General features: G+C 63.1%; 18 protein-coding genes. 15 read left to right on the forward strand and 3 right to left on the reverse strand.

Translation table 11 applies throughout. The features are described from left to right. The first annotated feature begins 94 nt into the window (after window positions 1–94). Both GQ39_RS09230 and GQ39_RS09235 read left to right on the forward strand, forming a co-directional pair. The gene (locus GQ39_RS09230) at window positions 95–1,741 is read left to right on the forward strand and encodes a DUF1302 domain-containing protein (RefSeq protein ID WP_047529086.1); all 1,647 of its coding nucleotides are present in this window, start codon (window positions 95–97) and stop codon (window positions 1,739–1,741) included. A gap of 73 nt (window positions 1,742–1,814) precedes the next feature. Then, window positions 1,815–3,047, forward strand: a complete 1,233-nt coding sequence (locus GQ39_RS09235; RefSeq protein ID WP_047529088.1) for an NADH:flavin oxidoreductase — start codon at window positions 1,815–1,817, stop codon at window positions 3,045–3,047. 152 nt (window positions 3,048–3,199) lie between these two features. On the opposite strand, the gene GQ39_RS09240 is transcribed toward GQ39_RS09235, so the two are convergent. Further along, complete coding sequence (locus GQ39_RS09240) at window positions 3,200–4,033, reverse strand: alpha/beta fold hydrolase (protein WP_047529090.1); 834 nt, start codon at window positions 4,031–4,033, stop codon at window positions 3,200–3,202. A gap of 259 nt (window positions 4,034–4,292) precedes the next feature. Between GQ39_RS09240 and GQ39_RS09245 the strand changes: the two genes are divergently transcribed. From GQ39_RS09245 to GQ39_RS09255, 3 genes are read left to right on the forward strand one after another with little or no spacing between them, the layout of a single operon-like run. After that, window positions 4,293–5,027 carry an SDR family NAD(P)-dependent oxidoreductase gene (locus tag GQ39_RS09245; protein ID WP_047529092.1) on the forward strand — a complete coding sequence of 245 codons (735 nt, stop codon included), beginning with the start codon at window positions 4,293–4,295 and terminating at the stop codon, window positions 5,025–5,027. Between the two features lie 14 nt (window positions 5,028–5,041). Continuing rightward, window positions 5,042–5,815 (forward strand): SDR family NAD(P)-dependent oxidoreductase, encoded by a 774-nt coding sequence (locus GQ39_RS09250; protein ID WP_047529094.1) that lies wholly within the window; start codon window positions 5,042–5,044, stop codon window positions 5,813–5,815. A gap of 5 nt (window positions 5,816–5,820) precedes the next feature. Next, window positions 5,821–6,450, forward strand: coding sequence for a nuclear transport factor 2 family protein (locus GQ39_RS09255; RefSeq protein ID WP_047538661.1), 630 nt, complete (start codon window positions 5,821–5,823; stop codon window positions 6,448–6,450). A 1,228-nt stretch (window positions 6,451–7,678) separates the two neighbouring features. Here GQ39_RS09255 and GQ39_RS09265 read toward each other — a convergent pair. Both GQ39_RS09265 and GQ39_RS09270 read right to left on the reverse strand, forming a co-directional pair. After that, window positions 7,679–8,869, reverse strand: a complete 1,191-nt coding sequence (locus GQ39_RS09265) for an acyl-CoA dehydrogenase family protein (RefSeq protein WP_047529097.1) — start codon at window positions 8,867–8,869, stop codon at window positions 7,679–7,681. Further along, a complete protein-coding gene (locus tag GQ39_RS09270) occupies window positions 8,866–10,038 on the reverse strand; it encodes an acyl-CoA dehydrogenase family protein (protein WP_047529099.1) in 1,173 nt (390 codons plus the stop codon). Before GQ39_RS09270 ends, GQ39_RS09265 begins: the two co-directional genes overlap by 4 nt. Window positions 10,039–10,268: 230 nt before the next feature. Here GQ39_RS09270 and GQ39_RS09275 point away from each other — a divergent pair, with 230 nt between their 5' ends. From GQ39_RS09275 to GQ39_RS09320, 10 genes are all read left to right on the forward strand, one after another. Further along, window positions 10,269–11,159: a VOC family protein gene (locus tag GQ39_RS09275; RefSeq protein WP_047529101.1), complete on the forward strand. Its 891-nt coding sequence runs from the start codon at window positions 10,269–10,271 to the stop codon at window positions 11,157–11,159. Between the two features lie 12 nt (window positions 11,160–11,171). Then, on the forward strand, window positions 11,172–12,047 hold the full coding sequence (locus GQ39_RS09280) for a CoA transferase subunit A (protein ID WP_047538663.1): 876 nt from the start codon (window positions 11,172–11,174) through the stop codon (window positions 12,045–12,047). A 12-nt stretch (window positions 12,048–12,059) separates the two neighbouring features. Further along, the gene (locus tag GQ39_RS09285; protein ID WP_047529103.1) at window positions 12,060–12,857 is read left to right on the forward strand and encodes a CoA-transferase subunit beta; all 798 of its coding nucleotides are present in this window, start codon (window positions 12,060–12,062) and stop codon (window positions 12,855–12,857) included. A 16-nt stretch (window positions 12,858–12,873) separates the two neighbouring features. Then, window positions 12,874–13,782, forward strand: a complete 909-nt coding sequence (locus GQ39_RS09290) for an enoyl-CoA hydratase (protein ID WP_047529105.1) — start codon at window positions 12,874–12,876, stop codon at window positions 13,780–13,782. After that, window positions 13,779–14,891: an NAD(P)H-dependent flavin oxidoreductase gene (locus GQ39_RS09295; RefSeq protein ID WP_047529107.1), complete on the forward strand. Its 1,113-nt coding sequence runs from the start codon at window positions 13,779–13,781 to the stop codon at window positions 14,889–14,891. Before GQ39_RS09290 ends, GQ39_RS09295 begins: the two co-directional genes overlap by 4 nt. Further along, window positions 14,888–15,640 (forward strand): enoyl-CoA hydratase family protein, encoded by a 753-nt coding sequence (locus GQ39_RS09300; RefSeq protein ID WP_047529109.1) that lies wholly within the window; start codon window positions 14,888–14,890, stop codon window positions 15,638–15,640. The genes GQ39_RS09295 and GQ39_RS09300 overlap by 4 nt, the downstream gene beginning before the upstream one ends. Window positions 15,641–15,649: 9 nt before the next feature. Then, complete coding sequence (locus tag GQ39_RS09305; protein ID WP_047529111.1) at window positions 15,650–16,807, forward strand: acyl-CoA dehydrogenase family protein; 1,158 nt, start codon at window positions 15,650–15,652, stop codon at window positions 16,805–16,807. Window positions 16,808–16,817: 10 nt separating this feature from the next. Beyond that, window positions 16,818–17,876, forward strand: coding sequence for an acyl-CoA dehydrogenase family protein (locus GQ39_RS09310; protein WP_047529113.1), 1,059 nt, complete (start codon window positions 16,818–16,820; stop codon window positions 17,874–17,876). 3 nt (window positions 17,877–17,879) lie between these two features. Then, the gene (locus tag GQ39_RS09315; RefSeq protein ID WP_047529114.1) at window positions 17,880–19,031 is read left to right on the forward strand and encodes an acetyl-CoA C-acetyltransferase; all 1,152 of its coding nucleotides are present in this window, start codon (window positions 17,880–17,882) and stop codon (window positions 19,029–19,031) included. 67 nt (window positions 19,032–19,098) lie between these two features. Beyond that, on the forward strand, window positions 19,099–19,977 hold the full coding sequence (locus tag GQ39_RS09320) for an SDR family oxidoreductase (protein WP_047529116.1): 879 nt from the start codon (window positions 19,099–19,101) through the stop codon (window positions 19,975–19,977). Window positions 19,978–20,040 lie beyond the last annotated feature (63 nt).

Raw genomic sequence — 20,040 nt, forward strand, 5'->3', positions numbered from 1 at the left:
AGCGGTCCCATCTCGCCAAATGGACGATGTGCGCGGCGGCGGTTCTTTTCATGCTGCGTTGACACAAGCACAAAACAACAAAAAGGAGAGGAGCATGCTTACGCGAAATACGGTTGTGCGCCATTCGGCAAATCTGTGGGGAGGACGCAGCCTGTTGGCGGCGACCATTACCGTTGCCGGTGCCTCGGCCCACGCTGCGCCGACGATCGAACTGGGGGAAAACACCACACTGGAATCGGCGTTGACGGTCAACTACACCGCTTCCATGCGCACCGCCAAACAGGCCAATCAATATCTCAACGACCCGAACAACGACGACGGCACGCGCAACTTCAAGCGCGGCTCCTTGATCAACAATCGTCTGAGCCTGTTCGGCGAGTTGTTGCTCAAGCATGACAACCTCGGCGCGGTGCTGCGCGGGAGTGATTTCTATGACGACGTCTATCACCAGCGCAATGCCAACGACTCACCGGACACAGTGAACAAGTTGGGACACAACGATGGTTTCAGTGATGAAACCAGAAGGCAGAGCGGCAGCACCGCGCGCCTGCTGGATGCCTATGTGTATGGCAACTTTGAAATGGGCGAGACACAGTACTTGTCGCTCAAAGCCGGGCGGCATCTGGTGGCCTGGGGCGAGAGCCTGTTCTGGCCCAACATCAGCCAGGGGCAGGCCCCGGTGGATGCCACCAAGTTCAACGTGCCCGGCACCGAGGCCAAGGACTCCTACCTGCCGGTGGGGCAGGTGTCGGGCTCCTGGTCGCTGAATGAAGACCTGGCACTGGTGGGCTACTACCAGTACGAGTGGGAAAAGACTGAACTGAACCCGGTGGGGGACTATTTCGGCAGCGATACCTTTGGTCCCGGTGCCGAATTCTTTCGTCTGGGTCGTGGGCAGGTAGACGGCTTGCCGAGCGGTGTGGCGGTCGGTTATGGCGGTGAGAAAGACCCCAGCGACAGCGGCCAATGGGGCGTTGGCGTGCGTTACCGGGTCACCGAGAACACCGAGGTGGGGCTTTTCCATTACCGCTACAACGAGCGCATCGGCTCATTGTTCTTCGACTTCACCGGCACCACCCAATATTCATCGCTCAAGAGCATTGGCCATGACGGCACCGCGCCGATCTATCGCCTGGGCTACTTCGAAGACGTCAAGCTCACCGGCATCAGCTTCAGCTCCAAGGTCGGCGATTCGGTGCAGTATGCCGGTGACCTGAGCTACCGCGACGGCGCCTCTGTCTACCTGAACAACGGCTCGCCGACCACCGGGCAAATCTGGCAAGGCAACCTCAACGCGTCGTACATCCTCGGGCCAAGCTTGCTGGCCCAGCAGACGACCTTCATGGGCGAAGTGGTGCATCAGCGCATCGCCGGGGTGGACAGCCTGACAATCACCGGCGGAGGCCCCGGCGTGGACGGTACCTTCGATGAATTCGAATCGAAGACTCAGACCCGCGGTTCGACCCTGCTCGGCGTGGGCGCCTACATGGACTACCCGTCCATTGCCAACGGCCTGGACCTCAGCACCAAAGTGGTATGGACGCAGAACGTCGACGGCAGCGCCTATCAGGGGCTGGGGCGCGACGAGAAGCGTCTGACCGTGGGCGGTGACTTCAAGTATCTGGGCAACTTCCAGATCGGCATGACCTATGTCGCCTACCTGAGTTCGCCTGACGTCGCCCAAGGCCGGCTGCTGGCTGACCGCGATTACCTGTCGCTCAACGCCAAGTACACCTTCTGATGAACAGGGCTGCGTCGCGATGAGGCGACGCAGCCTGCGTTCGTAGCCTGATAACAATAAAGAGAGGCATCTCATGAACCCTCGTCCGACCCCGTCACCGTTCAGCCCGATTGCGATTGGCCCACTGACCCTGAAAAACCGCTTTATCAAGTCCGCCACCAATGAGGGCATGAGTGCCCAGGGCGTGCCTTCCAGGCAGTTGGTCAAGTTGCACTCGGACCTGGCCGCGGGCGGTATCGCCCTGACGACCGTGGCCTACTGCGCGGTGAGCAACGATGGCCGTACTTTGCCCAACCAATTGACCCTGACCCAGGCCAGCCTGCCGCATTTCAAGGCCCTGACCGACGGCGTGCATGAAGCCGGTGGCCTGGCCAGCGCGCAAATCACCCACGGCGGCTGCTTTACCTTTATCCGTGAACGTTCGACCAAGCGTCCGCTGTCGGCCAGCGGCGGCTTCAACAAGATCGGCTTGATGAGTGGCATGTTCCTCAAGCAGGCGATGAACGAGGCTGACATGCAACAGGTGGTGCGCGACTTCGCGCAGGGCGCGCGCCTGGCACGCCAGGCCGGTTTCGATGCGGTGGAAATCCACATGGGCCACGGCTATTTGCTCAGCCAGTTCATTTCGCCGATGTACAACAAGCGTCGAGACCAGTACGGCGGCAGTCTGGAAAACCGCCTGCGTTTTCCGCGCCGGGTGTTGCGCGCGGTGCTGGATGCGGTCGGTCATGAGATGGCGGTGATCTGCAAGTACAGCGTCACCGAAGGGGTTCGCGCCGGTAACAGTGCCGAAGACGGGGCGAAGATCGCCCGCATGCTGGAGCAGGAGGGCGCCCACTTGCTGGTGCTCAGCGCGGGGATGAACGCCGAGTCGATCACCACCATGTTCGGCTCCTCGTTCCCCAAGGAAAACCGCGTACAGCAGAAGAACAAGATCATTGCCCTGGCGATGGCCATCCAGCGCCGCAAGGAACCGACCGTGGAGTTCCGCGAGCTGTATCTGCTGGAACATGCGCGCAAGGTGCGGGCGGCGGTGAAGATGCCGCTGGCGTATCTGGGCGGCGCCAAGAGCCTGGCGAGTATCGAGACGATCATGGCCGAGGGTTTCGATCTGGTCGCCATGGGCCGGGTATTGCTGGCCGAGAATGACTATGTCAACAAGCTCGCCAGTGGCACCAGCCGCGATTCGATCTGCACCGCCTGCAACCGCTGCGTGGCGATGATGTACACGCCCGGTGGCACCTCCTGCGTACTGGGTAAGCCCGGTGATGCCGAATTGAACCGCCTGCCGGCGGCGGGGGCCTGAAATCGAGCCCTGGTGGCAGGAGCGAGACTTGCCCGGCTGGAACGATAACGCGGTGACACAGGGACACCGCATCGTCCAGTTCGCGGGCAAGCCTCGCTCCTACAACGAACCAGATACCGCGGCGTCTTTATCAAACCGCGTCGCCACGGGTTTCAACCGTTCTGCAGGAAGTCGATGCAGCTGCGGTTGAACAATTCGCGGTGTTCCACCTGGACCCAATGCCCGCAGCGGTTGAGCACGATGAACCGGGCATTCGCTGCGCCATCGATGATGCGCTGGGCGCCGCTGACCGGGTTGAAATGATCGTTGTTGCCCCAGAAACCGAAGATCGGGCACTGAATCTCGCCCAGGCGCGATTCCATGTTCTGCACCATCATCGTGCTGAACAGGTTCTTCGGTTGAGTCACGGCCACCGCCACGCGTTCTTGCAGCAGGCTTTCCGGCAGGATCGAATCGTCGAACAACTGCAGACGCATCATGTTGCGCATTTCTTCCATGCCAATGGGCCCGGCGCTGAACAGGCTGACCATGCGCACGATGCCTTCCATCTTGAAGTAGGTTTCCCGCTCCTCGACACCGCCAGGTGCCAGCAGGATCAGACTCTGGGGCAATTGCGGCAGGCGCAGGGCCAGGCCCAGGGCAATCGCACCACCCAATGAGTTACCCAGTAGCGTGCAGCGCTTCACGCCGACGGATTCCAGGAAGGCCGCCACGCAGTCAACGAAAAAATCCAGGTTGTACTGTACGTCTTCGGGTTTGTCCGAGCGGCCGAAACCCGGAAGGTCGAGCACGAGGTTGCGGTAACCGGCAGCGACGAACTGCGGATAGTTACCCTTGAAATTACTGTAGCCACTGGCGCCCGGGCCGCTGCCATGCAGCCACAGCACCACGGGGCCCGTGCCCTCATCCAGGTAGTGCAGGCGCAACCCGTTGGGCAGCGTTGCGTAATGGCCGACGGGCAGGGGCAGGTCTACGGGTTGATTCATGGGGTTCTCCATTGTCTGCGGATTCATGAAGCACAGCCGCGCCAGGCGCCGGAGCAGATTGAAGGGGATGCAGCGCCTGGCGAGGTGCGCACCCCGCCAATGCTGGGCGTTGACGGGAGGGATCACATCGTCCGTTCAGACCACGCGGCGATAGTCTCATCGGACGATGTGTGGCCAGGCACTTGCCGCTAATCATGCAGGGGACGGCTCCACTGCAAGGGCAGCGGGCCGCAGCGTATTCGTCCATTCGGAGATTGCTATGAAGTTACTCGATAAAGTGGCGTTCGTGACCGGTGCCGCGCAGGGCATGGGCCAGGCCATCGTGCGTGGATTTGTCGCCGAAGGCGCCAAGGTGGTGGCGGTCGATCTCAACCAGATTGCGCTGGCCGAGAGTCTTGCGGACCTGGGCGATAAAGTCCTGGCCCTGGCCTGCAATGTTGGTGACAGTGCTTCCGTGGCCGATGCCATGGGCCAGGCCGAGCAACACTTCGGCGGCCTCGACATCCTGGTCAACAACGCGGGCGTCGGCGCCCTGGACAGCTTCCTTGAAACCCCTGACGAGAGCTGGGCGCGGGTGATCGGCGTGAACCTGGGCGGCACCTTCCTGTGCTGTCGCGAAGGCGCCAGGCTGATGATCAAGGGTGGACGCAAGGGAGCGATCATCAACCTTTCCAGCACCGCCGCGCTGACCGGCGACGGTCCCAGCCACTACTGCGCCTCGAAAGCCGGGGTGATGGGCCTGACCCGCTCGATCGCCCGAGAACTGGCCGCCAGCGGTATTCGCGTCAACACCCTGGTGCCGGGACCGACCAATACCCCAATGATGGCCGGCATCCCTGACGACTACATGCAAGCGCTGCTGAAAAACGTGCCGTTGGGCCGCATGTGCGAGACGGACGAAATCGCCCGTGTTGCGGTGTTCCTCGCGAGCGAAGACGCCAGTTTCATGACCGGCCAGAACGTTGCCGTCAACGGCGGCATGGCCTTTATCTGATCGGAGAGAGACTGATGAACAAGCGTTTACAGGGAAAAATCGCCTTCGTTACCGGCGCGGGTTCCGGCATCGGCGAAGCCACCGCGCTGCGGTTTGCCGAGGAGGGCGCTACTGTGGTGCTGTGCGGGCGCCGCGTTGAGCCACTGCAGGGTGTGCAGGAAAAAATTCTCGGCTTCGGCGGCCAGGCTGAAATCGCCGTCGCCGATGTCAGCGACGAGCAAGCCTACGTCAGTGCACTGCAAGCCACGGCACAACGTCACGGACGTCTGGACATCCTGGTCAATAATGCGATGGCCTACACCTGGGGCGACATCGACAACATGACCACCGCCGACTGGCACGCCAACTTCGCCACCACCGTCGATGGCACCTTCTTCGGCACGCGCACGGCGATGCGCCTGATGAAAGAGCAGGGCGGCGGTTCGATTGTCAACATCGCCTCGATCTGCGGGCTGTTCGGTACCGCGCAGATGGCCGGTTACTCGGCGGCCAAGGCGGCAGTGATCAACTTCAGCCGCGCGGCGGCCAGCGAAGGCGCGCCGCACAACATCCGTTGCAACGTGATCATCCCGGGCGTGGTCGATACCCCGGCGACCGCCGGCATGCTCGGCGACAAGAAGGCCCGTGCCAACACCGAAAAAGTCATCCCGATGAAACGGGTCGGCCTGCCGGTGGAACTGGCGAACGCCATTTTGTTCCTGGCCAGCGACGAGGCCTCCTATGTCACCGGCGCCAGTCTGGCGGTCGACGGCGGACGTGGTTCCGACCTGTACACGGTGTTCGACTGATGGGCCTGGAATCCGCCGCGCTGCTTGAGCGCATCGACCGCCTGGAGTCGCTGGACGCGATCCGTCAACTGGCCGGCAAATACGCGCTGGCCCTGGATATGCGTGACATGGACGCCATGGCCAACTGTTTCGCCCCGGATGTGCGTGTGGGTCGCGACAAGAGCGGTCGGGCGCACCTCAAGGCCTGGCTGGACGAAACCATGCGCAAGCAGTTTCACGGCACGTCCCATCACCTGGGTCAGCACATCATCGAGTTCAGTGACTCGGATCACGCCACGGGCGTGGTCTATTCCAAGAACGAGCATGAGACGGGCCCCGAGTGGGTGATCATGCAGATGCTGTACTGGGACGACTACGAGCGGATTGATGGGCGCTGGTGTTTCCGACGTCGCCTGCCGTGCTACTGGTATGCGACCGACCTGAACAAGCCACCGATCGGCGGCTTGAAAATGCGCTGGCCGGGGCGCGAGCCCTATGCCGGTACCTTCCACGAACTGTTCCCGTCCTGGGATGCGTTCTGGGCGAAACGGCCGGACAAGGAAGCGTTGCCGGAAATTGCCGAGCCGGCGCCGTTGGAGGGGTTTCTTGCGACGCTGCGACGCGGGGCGGGTGACCCGAAGATTCGGGTTCGCTGACTTCGCCCCTGCGTAGGAGCGAGCCCGCTCGCGAAAAACGCCAGGACAACGCGGGCATTCAAACAGTCCGCGTCATCATTGCCGACCATCGCGAGCAAGCTCGCTCCCACAAGGATCTGCGTGGACCCTGTAGGAGCGAGCCCGCTCGCGAAAAACGCGCGGGCAATGGGGGCATTCAGACAGCCCGCGTTATCGTTGACGTCCATCGCGAGCAGGCTCGCTCCCACAAGGATCTGCGTGGACCCTGTAGGAGCGAGCCCGCTCGCGAAAAACGCCAGGACAACGCGGGCATTCAAACAGCCCGCGTCATCGTTGCCGACTATCGCGAGCAAGCTCGCTCCCACAAGGATCTGCGTGGACCCTGTAGGAGCGAGCCCGCTCGCGAAAAACGTGCGGGCAATGGGGGCATTCAGACAGCCCGCGTTATCGTTGACGTCCATCGCGAGCAGGCTCGCTCCCACAAGGATCTGCGTGGAACCTGTAGGAGCGAGCCCGCTCGCGAAAAACGCGCGGGCAATGGGGGCATTCAGACAGCCCGCGTTATCGTTGACGTCCATCGCGGGCAAGCCCGCTCCCACAAGGATTTGCGTGGACCCTGTAGGAGCGAGCCCGCTCGCGAAAAACGCGCGGGCAATGCGGGTATTCAGACAGCCCGCGTTATCGTTGACGTCCATCGCGAGCAGGCTCGCTCCCACAAGGATCTGCGTGGAACCTGTAGGAGCGAGCCCGCTCGCGAAAAACGCGCGGGCAATGGGGGCATTCAGACAGCCCGCGTTATCGTTGACGTCCATCGCGGGCAAGCCCGCTCCCACAAGGATTTGCGTGGACCCTGTAGGAGCGAGCCCGCTCGCGAAAAACGCGCGGGCAATGCGGGTATTCAGACAGCCCGCGTTATCGTTGACGTCCATCGCGAGCAGGCTCGCTCCCACAAGGATCTGCGTGGACCCTGTAGGAGCGAGCCCGCTCGCGAAAAACGCGCGGGCAATGGGGGCATTCAGACAGCCCGCGTCATCGTTGACGTCCATCGCGAGCAGGCTCGCTCCCACAAGGATCTGCGTGGAACCTGTAGGAGCGAGCCCGCTCGCGAAAAACGTGCGGACAACGCGGGCATTCAGACAGCCCGCGTTATCGTTGACGTCCATCGCGAGCAGGCTCGCTCCCACAAGGATCTGTGTGGACCCTGTAGGAGCGAGCCTGCTCGCGAAAAACGCCAGGACAACGCAGGCATTCAGACAGCCCGCGCCTCCCGCGGCATTCCCAGCGCCCGTTCGGCAATGATATTGCGCTGTATCTCGTTACTGCCGCCATAAATCGTGTCGGAGCGGGTGAACAGGAACAGCGACTGCAAACGGCTCAGCTGGTAAGGCGCGCCCTCGAGGATTTCTGCCTCGTCGCCCAACACATCCATCGCCAGTTTCCCAAGATCCGAGTGCCAGGTGGACCAGGCCAGTTTGTAGATCATGGCTTCTCGCTTGAGACTGCCATCCTGCGGACCGGAGAGCATGCGCAGCGAGTTGTAGCGCAACACCTTCAGTCCCGACCACGCCTGTGCGATGCGCTGGCGCAGCAACGGGTCGCGCGAGGCGCCATTGGCGCGGGCGATGCGGATGATTTCATCGAGCTCGTTTTGAAATTGCATCTGTTGGCCCAGCGTCGAGACACCGCGTTCGAAGCCGAGCAGGCCCATGGCGATTTTCCAGCCGTCGCCCGGTAGGCCGATCAGGTTATCGGCGCGGGTGACTGCCTGATCGAAAAACACTTCGTTGAACTCGCTGGTGCCTGTCAATTGCTGGATCGGCTGCACGCGGATCTGCGCCTGGGCCATCGGCACCAGCAGGAATGACAGGCCATGATGCCCTTGGCTCCCGGGCTCTGTCCGCGCCAGCACGAAACACCAATCGGCTTCGTGCGCCAGCGAGGTCCAGACTTTCTGGCCGCTGATAAGCCAGTGTTCGCCCGTGTCATCGAGCCTGGCCCGGGTTTGCACGTTCGCCAGATCGGAACCGGCGCCGGGCTCGGAATAGCCCTGGCACCAGAACTCGCTGCCAGTGAGGATGCCGGGCAACAAGCGTTGTTGCTGGGCAGGGGTGCCGAAGGCGGCCAGGGTCGGGCCGACCAGCCCTTCGCCGATGTGGCCCATGCGTCCGGGGCCGCCGGCCCGGGCGTATTCCTCATGGAAAATCACCTGCTGGCAGATGCTCAGTCCTCGCCCACCATGCTCTGTGGCCCATCCCAGACCAATCCAGCCACCTGCGGCGAGTTCTCGCTCCCAGGCTTTACGTTCCTCGGGAAAACTATGCTCGTCGCCGGGGCCGCCGCGATAGCGCAGCGACGCAAACTCACCACTCAGGTGCTCGGCCATCCATTGGGCGACCTCTTGACGGAAAGCCTCGTCGGCCTTGCTGAAACCGATTTTCATGCGTCTTCTCCAAACAGGTGTGTCGCCATGCGTTCACGATGCAGCGCCGGGCTGCCCAGCAATTGCTCGCTGGCGCGGGCGCGCTTGAAGTACAAGTGCGGGTCGTATTCCCAGGTGAAACCTACGCCGCCATGCAACTGGATCGACTCGGCGGCGCAGTGGAAAAATGCTTCGCTGGCATGGATCTTCGCCGTCGCGGCAGCCATGGCCAGTTCGCTGGCCACCGCGATATCACCTTCGGGGTCGAGGTGTTCCTGCACGACGCAGGCGGCGTAGTAGATCGCGGAACGGGCGCACTCGACCTGCAGCATCATGTCGGCGCAGCGGTGCTTTATGGCCTGAAAACTGGCAATGGTGCGGTTGAATTGCCGGCGTTCGGCAATGTACGCCAGCGTCAGGTCGAACACTTGCTGCGCGCCACCGACCTGTTCGGCGGCCAGGCCGGCGGCGGCAATCGAAAGGGTCTCGCGCAGCACCGGCCAGCCCTGGTCGGGGGCGCAGAGCATTTGCGCCTCGTTAACGAACACATCGTGCAGTTCGATACGTGCCAGGCGCCGAGTCTGATCCAGGGTGGGCAGGGGCGTGCACAGGATCCCCGGCGTATCGGCAGCGAGGGCGAACAGGCTGATACCCGATTCCCCCTCGCTGCCGGGGTTGCGCGCAGCGACGATCAGCAAGTCCGCTTGTGCCCCGTCGATGACCTGGGTGTAGACGCCGCTCAGGTAGCAGCCGCCGGCAGCGGGCCGGGCGATCGCTTGCACACTGCGTGCATCCCAGCCTTTGCCACTGGCGAACGCCAGCGTCGCCGTGGTTTCACCGGCGGCAATCGCACTGAGCCAGTGTTCCTGGAGGGCCGTGTTGTGTCCCGCCAGGAGCGCAGGGGTGGCCAGGCAGGTCGTGGCGAACAGCGGCGAGCCCAACAGGAAGCGACCGCTCTGTTCCAGCAGAATCGCCAGCTCGACAAACCCCAGGCCCATGCCACCGAAACGCTCAGGGATCATCAGCGCCGGCCAACACAGCTCAAGGCCGATGCGCCGCCAGACATCGGGGTCGTAACCGTCCGCGCGAATCATGGCGGCACGCACGGCATGGGAATCGCTGGCGGCGGCGAGAAAACGCTCGGCGCTGTCGCGAATCATCAGGTGTTCTTCGGTAAAAGCGAACTCCATGGGGTTGTCTCTGCAAGGCGGATGGATGCAGCAGTCTGGGTTGTTCGGGGCGACTGTCGAATCACTAAAACGGACTAGTGCGCAGGCAGTTGGTTGCGCCGCGTCATCGTTCTTCGCCCGCAGGAGCGCGCAGGCCGTGGTGGTGCTTAGTCTCAACGGACGATGAAGCGGCGGGCGGCGCTTTGCACAATGCTCGCCACGCACCCCCTTCAGCCAATGAGAACTTAGGCATGATCGATATTCGTGGTTTGAGCTATTTCGTCTCCCAGATCGAGAACCTCAGTCAGTGGCAGCGTTATGCCGAGGACGTGCTGGGCATGCAGGTGCATGCGGCGCCGGGCGGGGGCCTGTACGTAAAAATGGACGAGCGCCCGTTTCGCATGCTGATCGTCGAAGGCAGCGAGGCACGTTATCTGGCATCCGGCTGGGAACTGCCTGGCGAGCCGGCGTTCCAGGCGGCCCTCGAGCACCTGACTGCCGCGGGTATTGAATGGCAGCCGGGCACCCCCGCCGAAATCGATCAGCGTGGTGTCCAGGCACTGGTCAAAGTCACCGATCCGTCGGGCAACACCCATGAACTGAGTTGGGGTCATCGCTCCGACTGCCTGCCGTTTGTGTCGCCCCAGGGTGTGCCGCGTTTCATCACCGGCGACATGGGCCTGGGCCATACCGTGCTGCCGGCACCGAACTTCGACGCCACGCTGGCGTTCGCCAAGGACGTGCTGGGTTTCGAGCTGTCGGACATTTTCAACTTCCGCCCGGATCCGTCCAAGCCACCCGTGCGCATTCACTTCCTGCATTGCCATAACGCCCGCCACCACAGCCTGGCGCTGGCCGAATACCCGGTGCCGTCAGGTTGCGTGCACGTGATGGTCGAGGTGGATTCGATGACCGAAGTCGGTCGTGCCCATGACCGGTTGCTGGCCCATGACGTGAACCTGTCGGCAACGCTTGGCCAGCACCTGAACGATCGCATGACCAGTTTCTACATGAAGACACCGTCGGGATTCGATCTGGAATACGGCTTTGGTGGATTGCAAGTCGATTGGGCCGAGCATTCGGCATTCGAGTTCACCCGCGTGAGCATTTGGGGGCACGACTTTTCGGTCGGCCGACAGTAAGGAATTGTCATGATAAATAAACAGATGACAGCGGCCGATGCGGTCGCTCAATTACGCGATGGCATGACCATCGGTTTCGGCGGTTGGGGGCCACGGCGCAAGCCGATGGCGATCGTGCGCGAGATCCTGCGATCAAACGTCAAGGACCTGACCGTGGTGGCCTACGGCGGCCCGGAAGTGGGCATGCTGTGCGCGGCCGGCAAGGTCAGGAAACTGGTGTTCGGTTTCGCCACCCTCGACGCCATTCCGCTGGAACCCTATTACCGCAAGGCCCGCGAGGCCGGTGAACTGGAGTTGCTGGAGCTCGACGAAGGCATGTTCCAGTGGGGCTTGCGCGCCGCCGGCATGCGCCTGCCATTTCTGCCGACCCGTTGCGGTCTGGCGACTGACGTCATGCGCCTGAATCCGCAACTCAAGACCGTCGCGTCGCCTTATGCCGATGGCGAGGTACTGCTGGCGATGCCGGCGTTGAATCTCGATGTGGCCTTCGTCCATGTCAATGTCGCCGATCGCCTGGGCAATACCCTGGTGACCGGCCCGGACCCTTATTTCGATCACCTGTTCGCCCGTGCCGCGCAACAGTGTTTCGTCTCCTGCGAACGCCTGGAAGAACGTCTGGCATTGAGCGCCGAGCAGGCTCGATTCAATACCTTCGAGCGCTATCTGGTGAGTGGGGTGGTGCATGCACCGCTCGGCGCACACCCGACCGCTTGCGCCCCTGATTACGGCTGGGACATGAAACATCTTAAGGGCTATGTCGCCAGCAGCCAGGCGGAAAACGGCTGGCAGGATTATGTGCAGACCTACGTCGCCGGCGGCGAGCAGGCCTATCAGACACAGAACGGCGGTGCCGACTCCATGGGCGCCTTGCCCCTTCCCGTGTTCTGAGGAGTAGCGACTATGTCTGCAACCTGTGACTTCACCCTGGCTGAACTGATGATCGTCGCCGCCTCCGAGGCCTGGCGCGGCAATGGCGAAGTGATTGCCTCGGGTCTTGGCGTGATTCCGCGCCTTGGCGCGAGCCTGGCCAAACTGACCCACAGCCCCGAGCTGCTGATGACCGACAGCGAAGCCTTCCTGGTCGAAGAGCCGATTCCCCTCGGCCCGCGTGGCGACTACGTGCCGCGTTACTCGGGCTACCTGTCGTTCGAGCGGGTCTTCGAATGTGTCTGGGGTGGTCGCCGTCACGCGATGATCGGCCCGACCCAGATCGACCGCTGGGGCCAGACCAACCTGTCCTGCGTGGGCGATTATCAAAAGCCCAAGACCGCGATCCTCGGCGTGCGCGGTTTGCCGGGCAACAGCATCAACCACCTGAACTCGTTTTTCGTGCCCAGCCACAACACCCGGGTGTTCGTCAGCGGTGAGGTGGACATGGTGTCCGGCGTCGGCTTCAAGGCCGACCGCTGGCCCGAAGGTGCGCGCCGCGACCTGATGGACATCCGCTGGGTGGTCAGCGATCTGTGCGTGCTCGATTTCGACGGCCCCGACCGTGCGGTGCAGGTGCGCTCGCTGCACCCCGGCGTGACCTTCGAGCAGGTCCAGCAAAACACCGGTTTCCCGTTGCTCAAATCGGCGCAACTGCATGAAACGGTGCACCCGACCGAAGAGCAGTTGGCCCTGATCCGCCGACTCGATCCCCACGATTACCGCGCTACGGCGATCAAGGGCAATCCGCCCGGCATCCGTCAGGCCTGAGGCGAGGACAGTGAACATGCACAGCAGCGAGAGTGAATTCGTCGTCCGTGAGGACAAAGCCGTCTACGAAACAGACACACCGGTGCTGTACAGCGTGGCCGAGGGTATTGCCACGCTGACGCTGAACCGGCCGACCTTCAACAATGCGCAAAACTCGCAGATGACCTATGCCCTGGACGCCGCCTTTCGCGAGGCGGTCAACGATGACGAAGTCAAGGTCATCGTCTTGCGGGGCAACGGCAAGCATTTCTCGGCAGGCCACGACATCGGCACGCCGGGGCGCGATATCGACAAACCGTTCGAGCGCGCGCACCTGTGGTGGGACCACACCAACAAACCCGGTGGCGAGCAACTTTACGCCCGGGAACAGGAAGTCTATCTGGGCATGTGCCGGCGCTGGCGCGAATTGCCCAAGCCGACCATTGCCATGGTCCAGGGTGCCTGTGTCGCGGGTGGGCTGATGCTGGCCTGGGTGTGTGATTTGATCATTGCCAGCGATGACGCATTCTTCCAGGACCCGGTGGTGCGCATGGGCATTCCGGGGGTGGAGTATTTTGCCCATCCCTATGAAATGAACCCGCGTATCGCCAAGGAATTCCTGTTTACCGGCGACCGCATGAGCGCCGACCGGGCCTGGCAAGTGGGCATGGTCAACCGCGTGGTGCCCCGTGAAGCGCTTGAACAAGCGTGCTATGCACTGGCCGCCGGCATCGCCCGCCAGCCACGCATGGGCCTGGCACTGACCAAGCAGGCGATCAACCACGTCGAAGACCTGCAGGGCAAGCGCACGGCCATGGATGCAGTGTTCGCCTGGCACCATTTCGCCCACGCCCATAACGAGCTGTTGTCCGGCGACAAATTGGGCGGCTTCGATGCCAAAGGCATGGCCCGGGCCAACAAGCAGGCCGAGGACAAACGCCCATGAACCGATGGCTTGATACGCCCTTGACCGAGGCGCTCGGTTGTCGCTACCCGATTGTGCAAACCGCGATGGGTTGGGTCGCCGACGCCAACCTGGTGATCGCCACGACCCAGGCTGGCGGCTTTGGTTTCCTGGCCGGTGCAACCATTCCCGCTCACGAACTGGAAAGCGAAATCCGCAAGGTGATCGACGCCACCGGGGGCAGCAACTTCGGGCTCAATTTCCATATGTTCCAGGACAACGCCGCGCAGTGCGTCGACCTGGCGATCCAGTACCGCCTGCGTGCCGTGAGCTACGGGCGTGGCCCGGACAAACAGACCATCGCGCGGTTCAAGGCGGCCAAGGTGCTCTGTATCCCGACCGTGGGGGCACTCAAACATGCGCTGAAGGCCGTGGAACTCGGCGCCGATCTGATCACCATTCAGGGCGGCGAGGGCGGCGGTCATACCGGCGGTGTGCCCAGTTCCATCCTGTTGCCCCAGGTACTGGCAGCGGTCAAGGTGCCGGTGATCGCCGCCGGAGGGTTTTCCACGGGCCGTGGTCTGGCCTCGGTGCTGGCCGCCGGCGGTGCCGGGATCGCGATGGGCACGCGGTTCCTCATGACTCGCGAATCGCCGACGCCGCCGGCGACGTTGCAGCGCTACCTGAAGGTCAGCGACCCGCAACAGGTGCGGGTCACCACGGCGGTGGACGGCATGCGCCATCGCATGATCGAAAACCGCTTCATCAATCATCTGGAAAAGGCCGGCCCGTTCGGGCGCTTGCGCATGGCCCTGGGTAGCGCCTGGCAATGGAAGCAACACACAGGCATGAGCCTGGGGCACATGGCCGCGGTATTTCTCCGTGCGTTGCGTGAAGACCCGTCCGCGCTGTCGCAAGTGGTTATGGCTGCCAACCAGCCGGTGCTGCTGCAACGCTCAATGGTCGATGGCGCGCCGGACGAAGGCATCCTGCCCAGCGGCCAGGTCGCTGCGGCGATCGGCGAGTTGCTCAGTTGCCGTGAGGTCATCGAAGGCATCGCCAGTGAAGCCGAGCAATGCCTGGACGCGCTCCTGGCCCGCCGCCAGACCCATTCATCGAACCATCCCGCCAGTATTGGAGAACCCCTGTGAACCAGGCATTTACCACACAACTCAATCAGGGGATCGCGGAACTGGTGATCGCCAAACCACCGGTCAACGCCCTTGACAGTCAGCAATGGCACGCCCTGGCGCGACAGATCGAGGCGCTTGGGGCCGACCCCGAAGTCCGCGTGATTGTCATCCGCGCTGAAGGCCGGGGCTTTTGTGCCGGTGTCGACATCAAGGAACTGGATAAGTACCCCGAGCGAATTGTCGACGTTAACGCCGGCAACTACGCCACGTTCAAGGCCGTGCATCGCAATCCGGTGCCGGTCATTGTCGCGGTGCACGGCTTCGTCCTGGGCGGCGGCATCGGCATCACCGGGGCGGCGGATATCGTTATTGCGTCTGACTGCGCGACTTTCGCCTTGCCGGAAGTCGACCGTGGCGCGATGGGGGGCGGTGCGCATTTGCAACGTCTGTTCCCGGTGCAAAAAGTGCGCTACCTGTTTTTTACCGGCGACAGCATCGGTGCGCCCGAAGCCCTGCAATACGGGTTTATCGAGCGGATTGTCAGCAAGGACCAACTGCGCGAAACCGCCCTGGGCATCGCGGCGAAAATCGCCGAAAAAAGCCCAAGCATGATCCGTATCGCCAAGGAAGCCTTGAACGGTATCGAAGACGGCAACCTGGAAGACAAATATCGCTGGGAGCAGGGCTTCACGATGCAGGCCTACAGCAGCCCGGACTCCGCGGAGACCCGCCGGGCCTTCGTCGAAAAACGCGACGCCAAGTTCTGAGGGAACGCCATGGAACTGACTTACACACCCCAACAAACCGCCTTCCGCGCCGAAGTGCGCGCCTGGCTGGCGGCCAACCTGCCGCGCGAGCCGCTGGCCAGCTACGACACCCGCGAAGGCTTCGAACAACACCGGGCCTGGGAGGCGAAGCTGTTCGAGAGTCGCTGGTCGATGGTGATGTGGCCCGCCGAACTGGGCGGTCGCGGTTGTGACCTGATCGAGTGGCTGATTTTCGAAGAAGAGTATTACGGCGCCGGGGCGCCGATGCGGGTCAACCAGAATGGCCAGTTGCTGTTGGGGCCGACGCTGATGGAATTCGGCACGCCTGAACAGAAGCAGCGGTTTCTGCCGCGCATGGCCGCCAGCCTCGACATGTGGGCTCAGGGCTGGTCGGAACCGAACGCCGGTTCGGACATGGCGGCGATCACCAGCAAGGCGACACTCGACGGCGAGCATTACGTGATCAACGGCCAGAAAACCTGGTCGACCCGGGCGATATTCGCCGACTGGCTGTTTGGCCTGTTTCGCAGCGAACCGGGCTCGAGCCGCCACCATGGCCTGTCGTTCGTGATGGTGCCGCTCAATGCCCCGGGGGTGAGCATTCGCCCGATCAAGGCCCTCAATGGCAAGGATGCCTTTGCCGAAGTGTTTTTCGACGACGTCCGGGTGCCGGTGGCCAACCGTATCGGTGCCGAAGGTCAGGGCTGGCATGTGGCTATGGCCACCGCCGGTTTTGAACGCGGGCTCTTGCTGCGTTCGCCGGCGCGTTTCCAATACACCGCGCGCAAGCTGGTGGAACTGTACAAGGCCAACCGCGAGAGCGCCGACCGCGACCCGAGCCTGCGCGACGCGGTGCTGGAAACCTGGATGGGTGCCGAGGCGTATGCCCTGTCGGCCTACTACACGGTCGGCCGGCTGAGTCGGGGCGAGCAGATTGGTGCCGAGTCGAGCATCAACAAGATCATCTGGTCGGAGCTCGACCTGAAAATGCACGAAACCGCGATGCGCATTCTCGGTGGCCGCGCCGAGCTGTTGCCGCCCGTGGAGGGCGATGCGGCGGGCTGGCTGGAGGGCTTCCTGTTCGCCCAGTCCGGGCCGATCTACGCCGGAACCAACGAAATCCAGCGCAACATCATTGCCGAGCGGATGCTCGGCTTGCCGAAATAAGGAACGGGCCATGGACTTCACTTTTACCGATGACCAGCTGACGTTTCGCGAAGCCATCAGTCGTTTCCTGATGACCGAAGCCGCCCCGGAAATGCTCCGGGAAATCTGGGAGACCGATGTCGGTCGTTCACCGGACCTGCGCGGCAAGATTGCCGAACAGGGCCTGACCGCCTTGTCGGTGCCCGAGGCCGAAGGCGGCCTGGGCATGGACGATTTGGCCTGGGCGTTGATGACCCAGGAACTGGGGTATTACGCGATTCCCGACTCCCTGGCCGACACTGCGTATGTCGCCACCGGGCTGCTCACCAGCCTGCCAAGCGGGCACCCGGCCCGCAGCAGTCTTTTACCGCGCATTGCCGAAGGCACCGTGCGCATTGCCATCAGTCATCCCGTCAACCCGCTGGTCAGTGATGCTCAGCTGGCTGAAGTCTTGATCCTGACCGATGGCGACGACATTCATATCGTGCCGCGCGCCCAGGTGGATGTTCAGCAACGGCCGAGCATCGACGCGTCCCGGCGTCTGGGGCGGGTTATCTGGAACCCGACCCCGGCCACCTGCGTGGCCAGCGGCGCTTTGGGTCGTACCCTGCAGGCACGACTGCTCGAGCGTGGCGCCTTGTCGGTGGCCGGGCAACTGCTCGGGCTGGCGCAACGCATGCTCGATTTGTCCGTGGACTACGTCGCGCAGCGCAAACAGTTCGGCAAGCCGATCGGCAGCTTCCAGGCCGTCAAGCATCACCTGGCCGATGTTGCCCGGCATATCGAACAGGCCAAACCGGTGCTGTACCGCGCCGCGCATGGCCTGGCCAGGGGCGATGCCCATGCCGGCGTATGGGTTTCCCAGGCCCGCCTGGCCTGCTGCGAAGCCAGCTGGATCGCGGCGCGCAAGGGTATTCAGGTGCATGGCGCGATGGGCTACACCTGGGAAGTCGACCTGCAGATGTTCATGAAACGTGCCTGGGCGCTCGATGCGTCCTGGGGGGATCGCGGTTTCCATAAAACCCGTGTCGGCGAGTACGTGTTCGCCGATGGTGCCCGCCTGGGCCCGGGCCATACCTTCGAGGAGTGAGTCATGCCAGAGGCCTATATTGTTGATGCACTGCGCAGCCCGACCGGCAAGCGCAAGGGTGCCTTGAGCGACGTTCACGCCATTGACCTGGGCGCCCGGGTGCTCAAGGCGTTGGTGGAGCGCAACGCCATTCCCGGCGAAGACTATGACGATGTGATCTTCGGTTGCGTCGATACCATCGGTGCCCAGGCCGGGGACATCGCCCGCACCAGTTGGCTGGCCGCCGGTTTGCCACTGAACGTGCCCGGCACCACGATTGATCGTCAGTGCGGCTCGTCACAACAGGCGCTGCATTTCGCCGCGCAGGCGGTGATGAGCGGCACTCAGGACGTGATAGCCGTCGGCGGGGTGCAAACCATGACCCGGATTCCGATTTCCTCGGCCATGCTGGCCGGGCAGGCGCTGGGTTATCCCGATCCGTTTTCCGGCAGTGAAGGCTGGCGCGCACGGTTCGGCGATCAACCGGTCAACCAGTTCTACGCCGCGCAGCGCATCGCCGATCATTGGGGCATCAGCCGCGAGCAGATGGAGGCCTTCGCCCTGCAAAGTCATGCCCGCGCCCTGGCCGCCATCGAGAGCGGGCGATTCGCCCGGGAAATCGTTGCCTGCAACGGTTTGCGAGTGGATGAAACGCCGCGCCTGACCAGTCTTGCGAAAATGGCCGAATTGCAGCCGGTGGACCCGCAATTTCCCTCGATCACCGCCGCTGTTTCAAGCCAGACCTGCGACGCCTCGGCGGCATTGCTGGTGGTGTCGGAGGCAGCGCTCAAGCGTTATGACCTGACGCCTCGCGCGCGTATCCATCACCTGACGGTGCTGGGCGATGACCCGATCTGGCACTTGACCGCGCCGATCGCCGCGACCCGTCGGGCCCTGGAGAAAACCGGTTTGCGCATGAGCGATATCGACCGGGTAGAGATCAACGAAGCCTTCGCCTCCGTGGTCATGGCCTGGGCCAAGGAGCTCGACTACGACCCGGCGCGCACCAACGTCAACGGTGGCGCCATCGCCCTGGGTCACCCGCTGGGTGCCACGGGAGCCCGGCTGATGACCACGCTGCTGAACGAGCTGGAATGCAGCGGTGGCCGTTACGGCCTGCAAACCATGTGCGAAGGCGGTGGCCAGGCCAACGTCACGATCATCGAACGCCTCTAGGGTTTTCCCTTATCCATCCGTACCGCCGCCCGTGGGGCGTGCGGTCGTGCAGTCAAAGGAGTCAAGCATGGCTATATGTTCAGGCCGCACCGTGATCATCACCGGGGCCGGCGGCGGGCTCGGTCGCGCCTATGCGCTGGCGTTCGCCGCAGCGGGCGCCAACGTGGTGATCAACGATATCCGCGCCGATGCGGCGCAAGACGTCGCGGGCGAAATCCGCGCCAGTGGTGGCCAGGCCATCGCCAACAGTGACGACATCACCACCCTGGCCACCGCGCAGCACATCATCGACGCGGCGTTGGGGGCCTTCGGTGAAGTGCATGTGCTGGTCAACAATGCCGGGGTCCTGCGCGACCGCATGTTTATCAGCCTCAGCGAAGAAGACTGGGACATGGTCATGCGCGTGCACCTCAAGGGGCATTACTGCCTGGCCAACCTGCTGGGGCGGCGTTGGCGTGATCTGGCCAAGGCCGGTACACCGGTTGACGGTCGCATCATCAACACCAGCTCCGGCGCGGGTCTCCAGGGCTCGGTGGGGCAGTCCAATTATTCAGCGGCCAAGGGCGCGATTGCCTCGTTGACGCTGGTCCAGGCGGCCGAACTGGCGCGTTACGGCATCACCGCCAACGCACTGGCCCCTGCAGCGCGTACCTCGATGACCGAAAGCGCGATGCCTGATGTGGTGAAGAAGCCCGAGGACGATAGCTTCGATGCCTGGGCCCCGGAAAACGTTGCACCGCTGGTGGTGTGGCTTGGCAGCACGGAATCGGCCCACGTCAATGGCCAGGTGTTCGAGAGCCAGGGCGGGCGAATTTCCCTCGGGGACGGCTGGCGCACCGGCGTGACCCGCGACAAGGGGGCGAGGTGGCAGGTGGAGGAAATTGGTGGCGCCGTAGCCGAGATCCTCGCCGAAGCCCCGAAGGCTCAGAAGGTGTGGGGCACGTAGTCGCCAAGCTGGCCTTCGAACCGGGCGCAGCAGCGTGTCTGTTACTGCGCCTTTTCGTTCTTC

The organism is Pseudomonas sp. 11/12A (genome assembly GCF_000800055.1).
Taxonomy (GTDB): domain Bacteria; phylum Pseudomonadota; class Gammaproteobacteria; order Pseudomonadales; family Pseudomonadaceae; genus Aquipseudomonas; species Aquipseudomonas mohnii.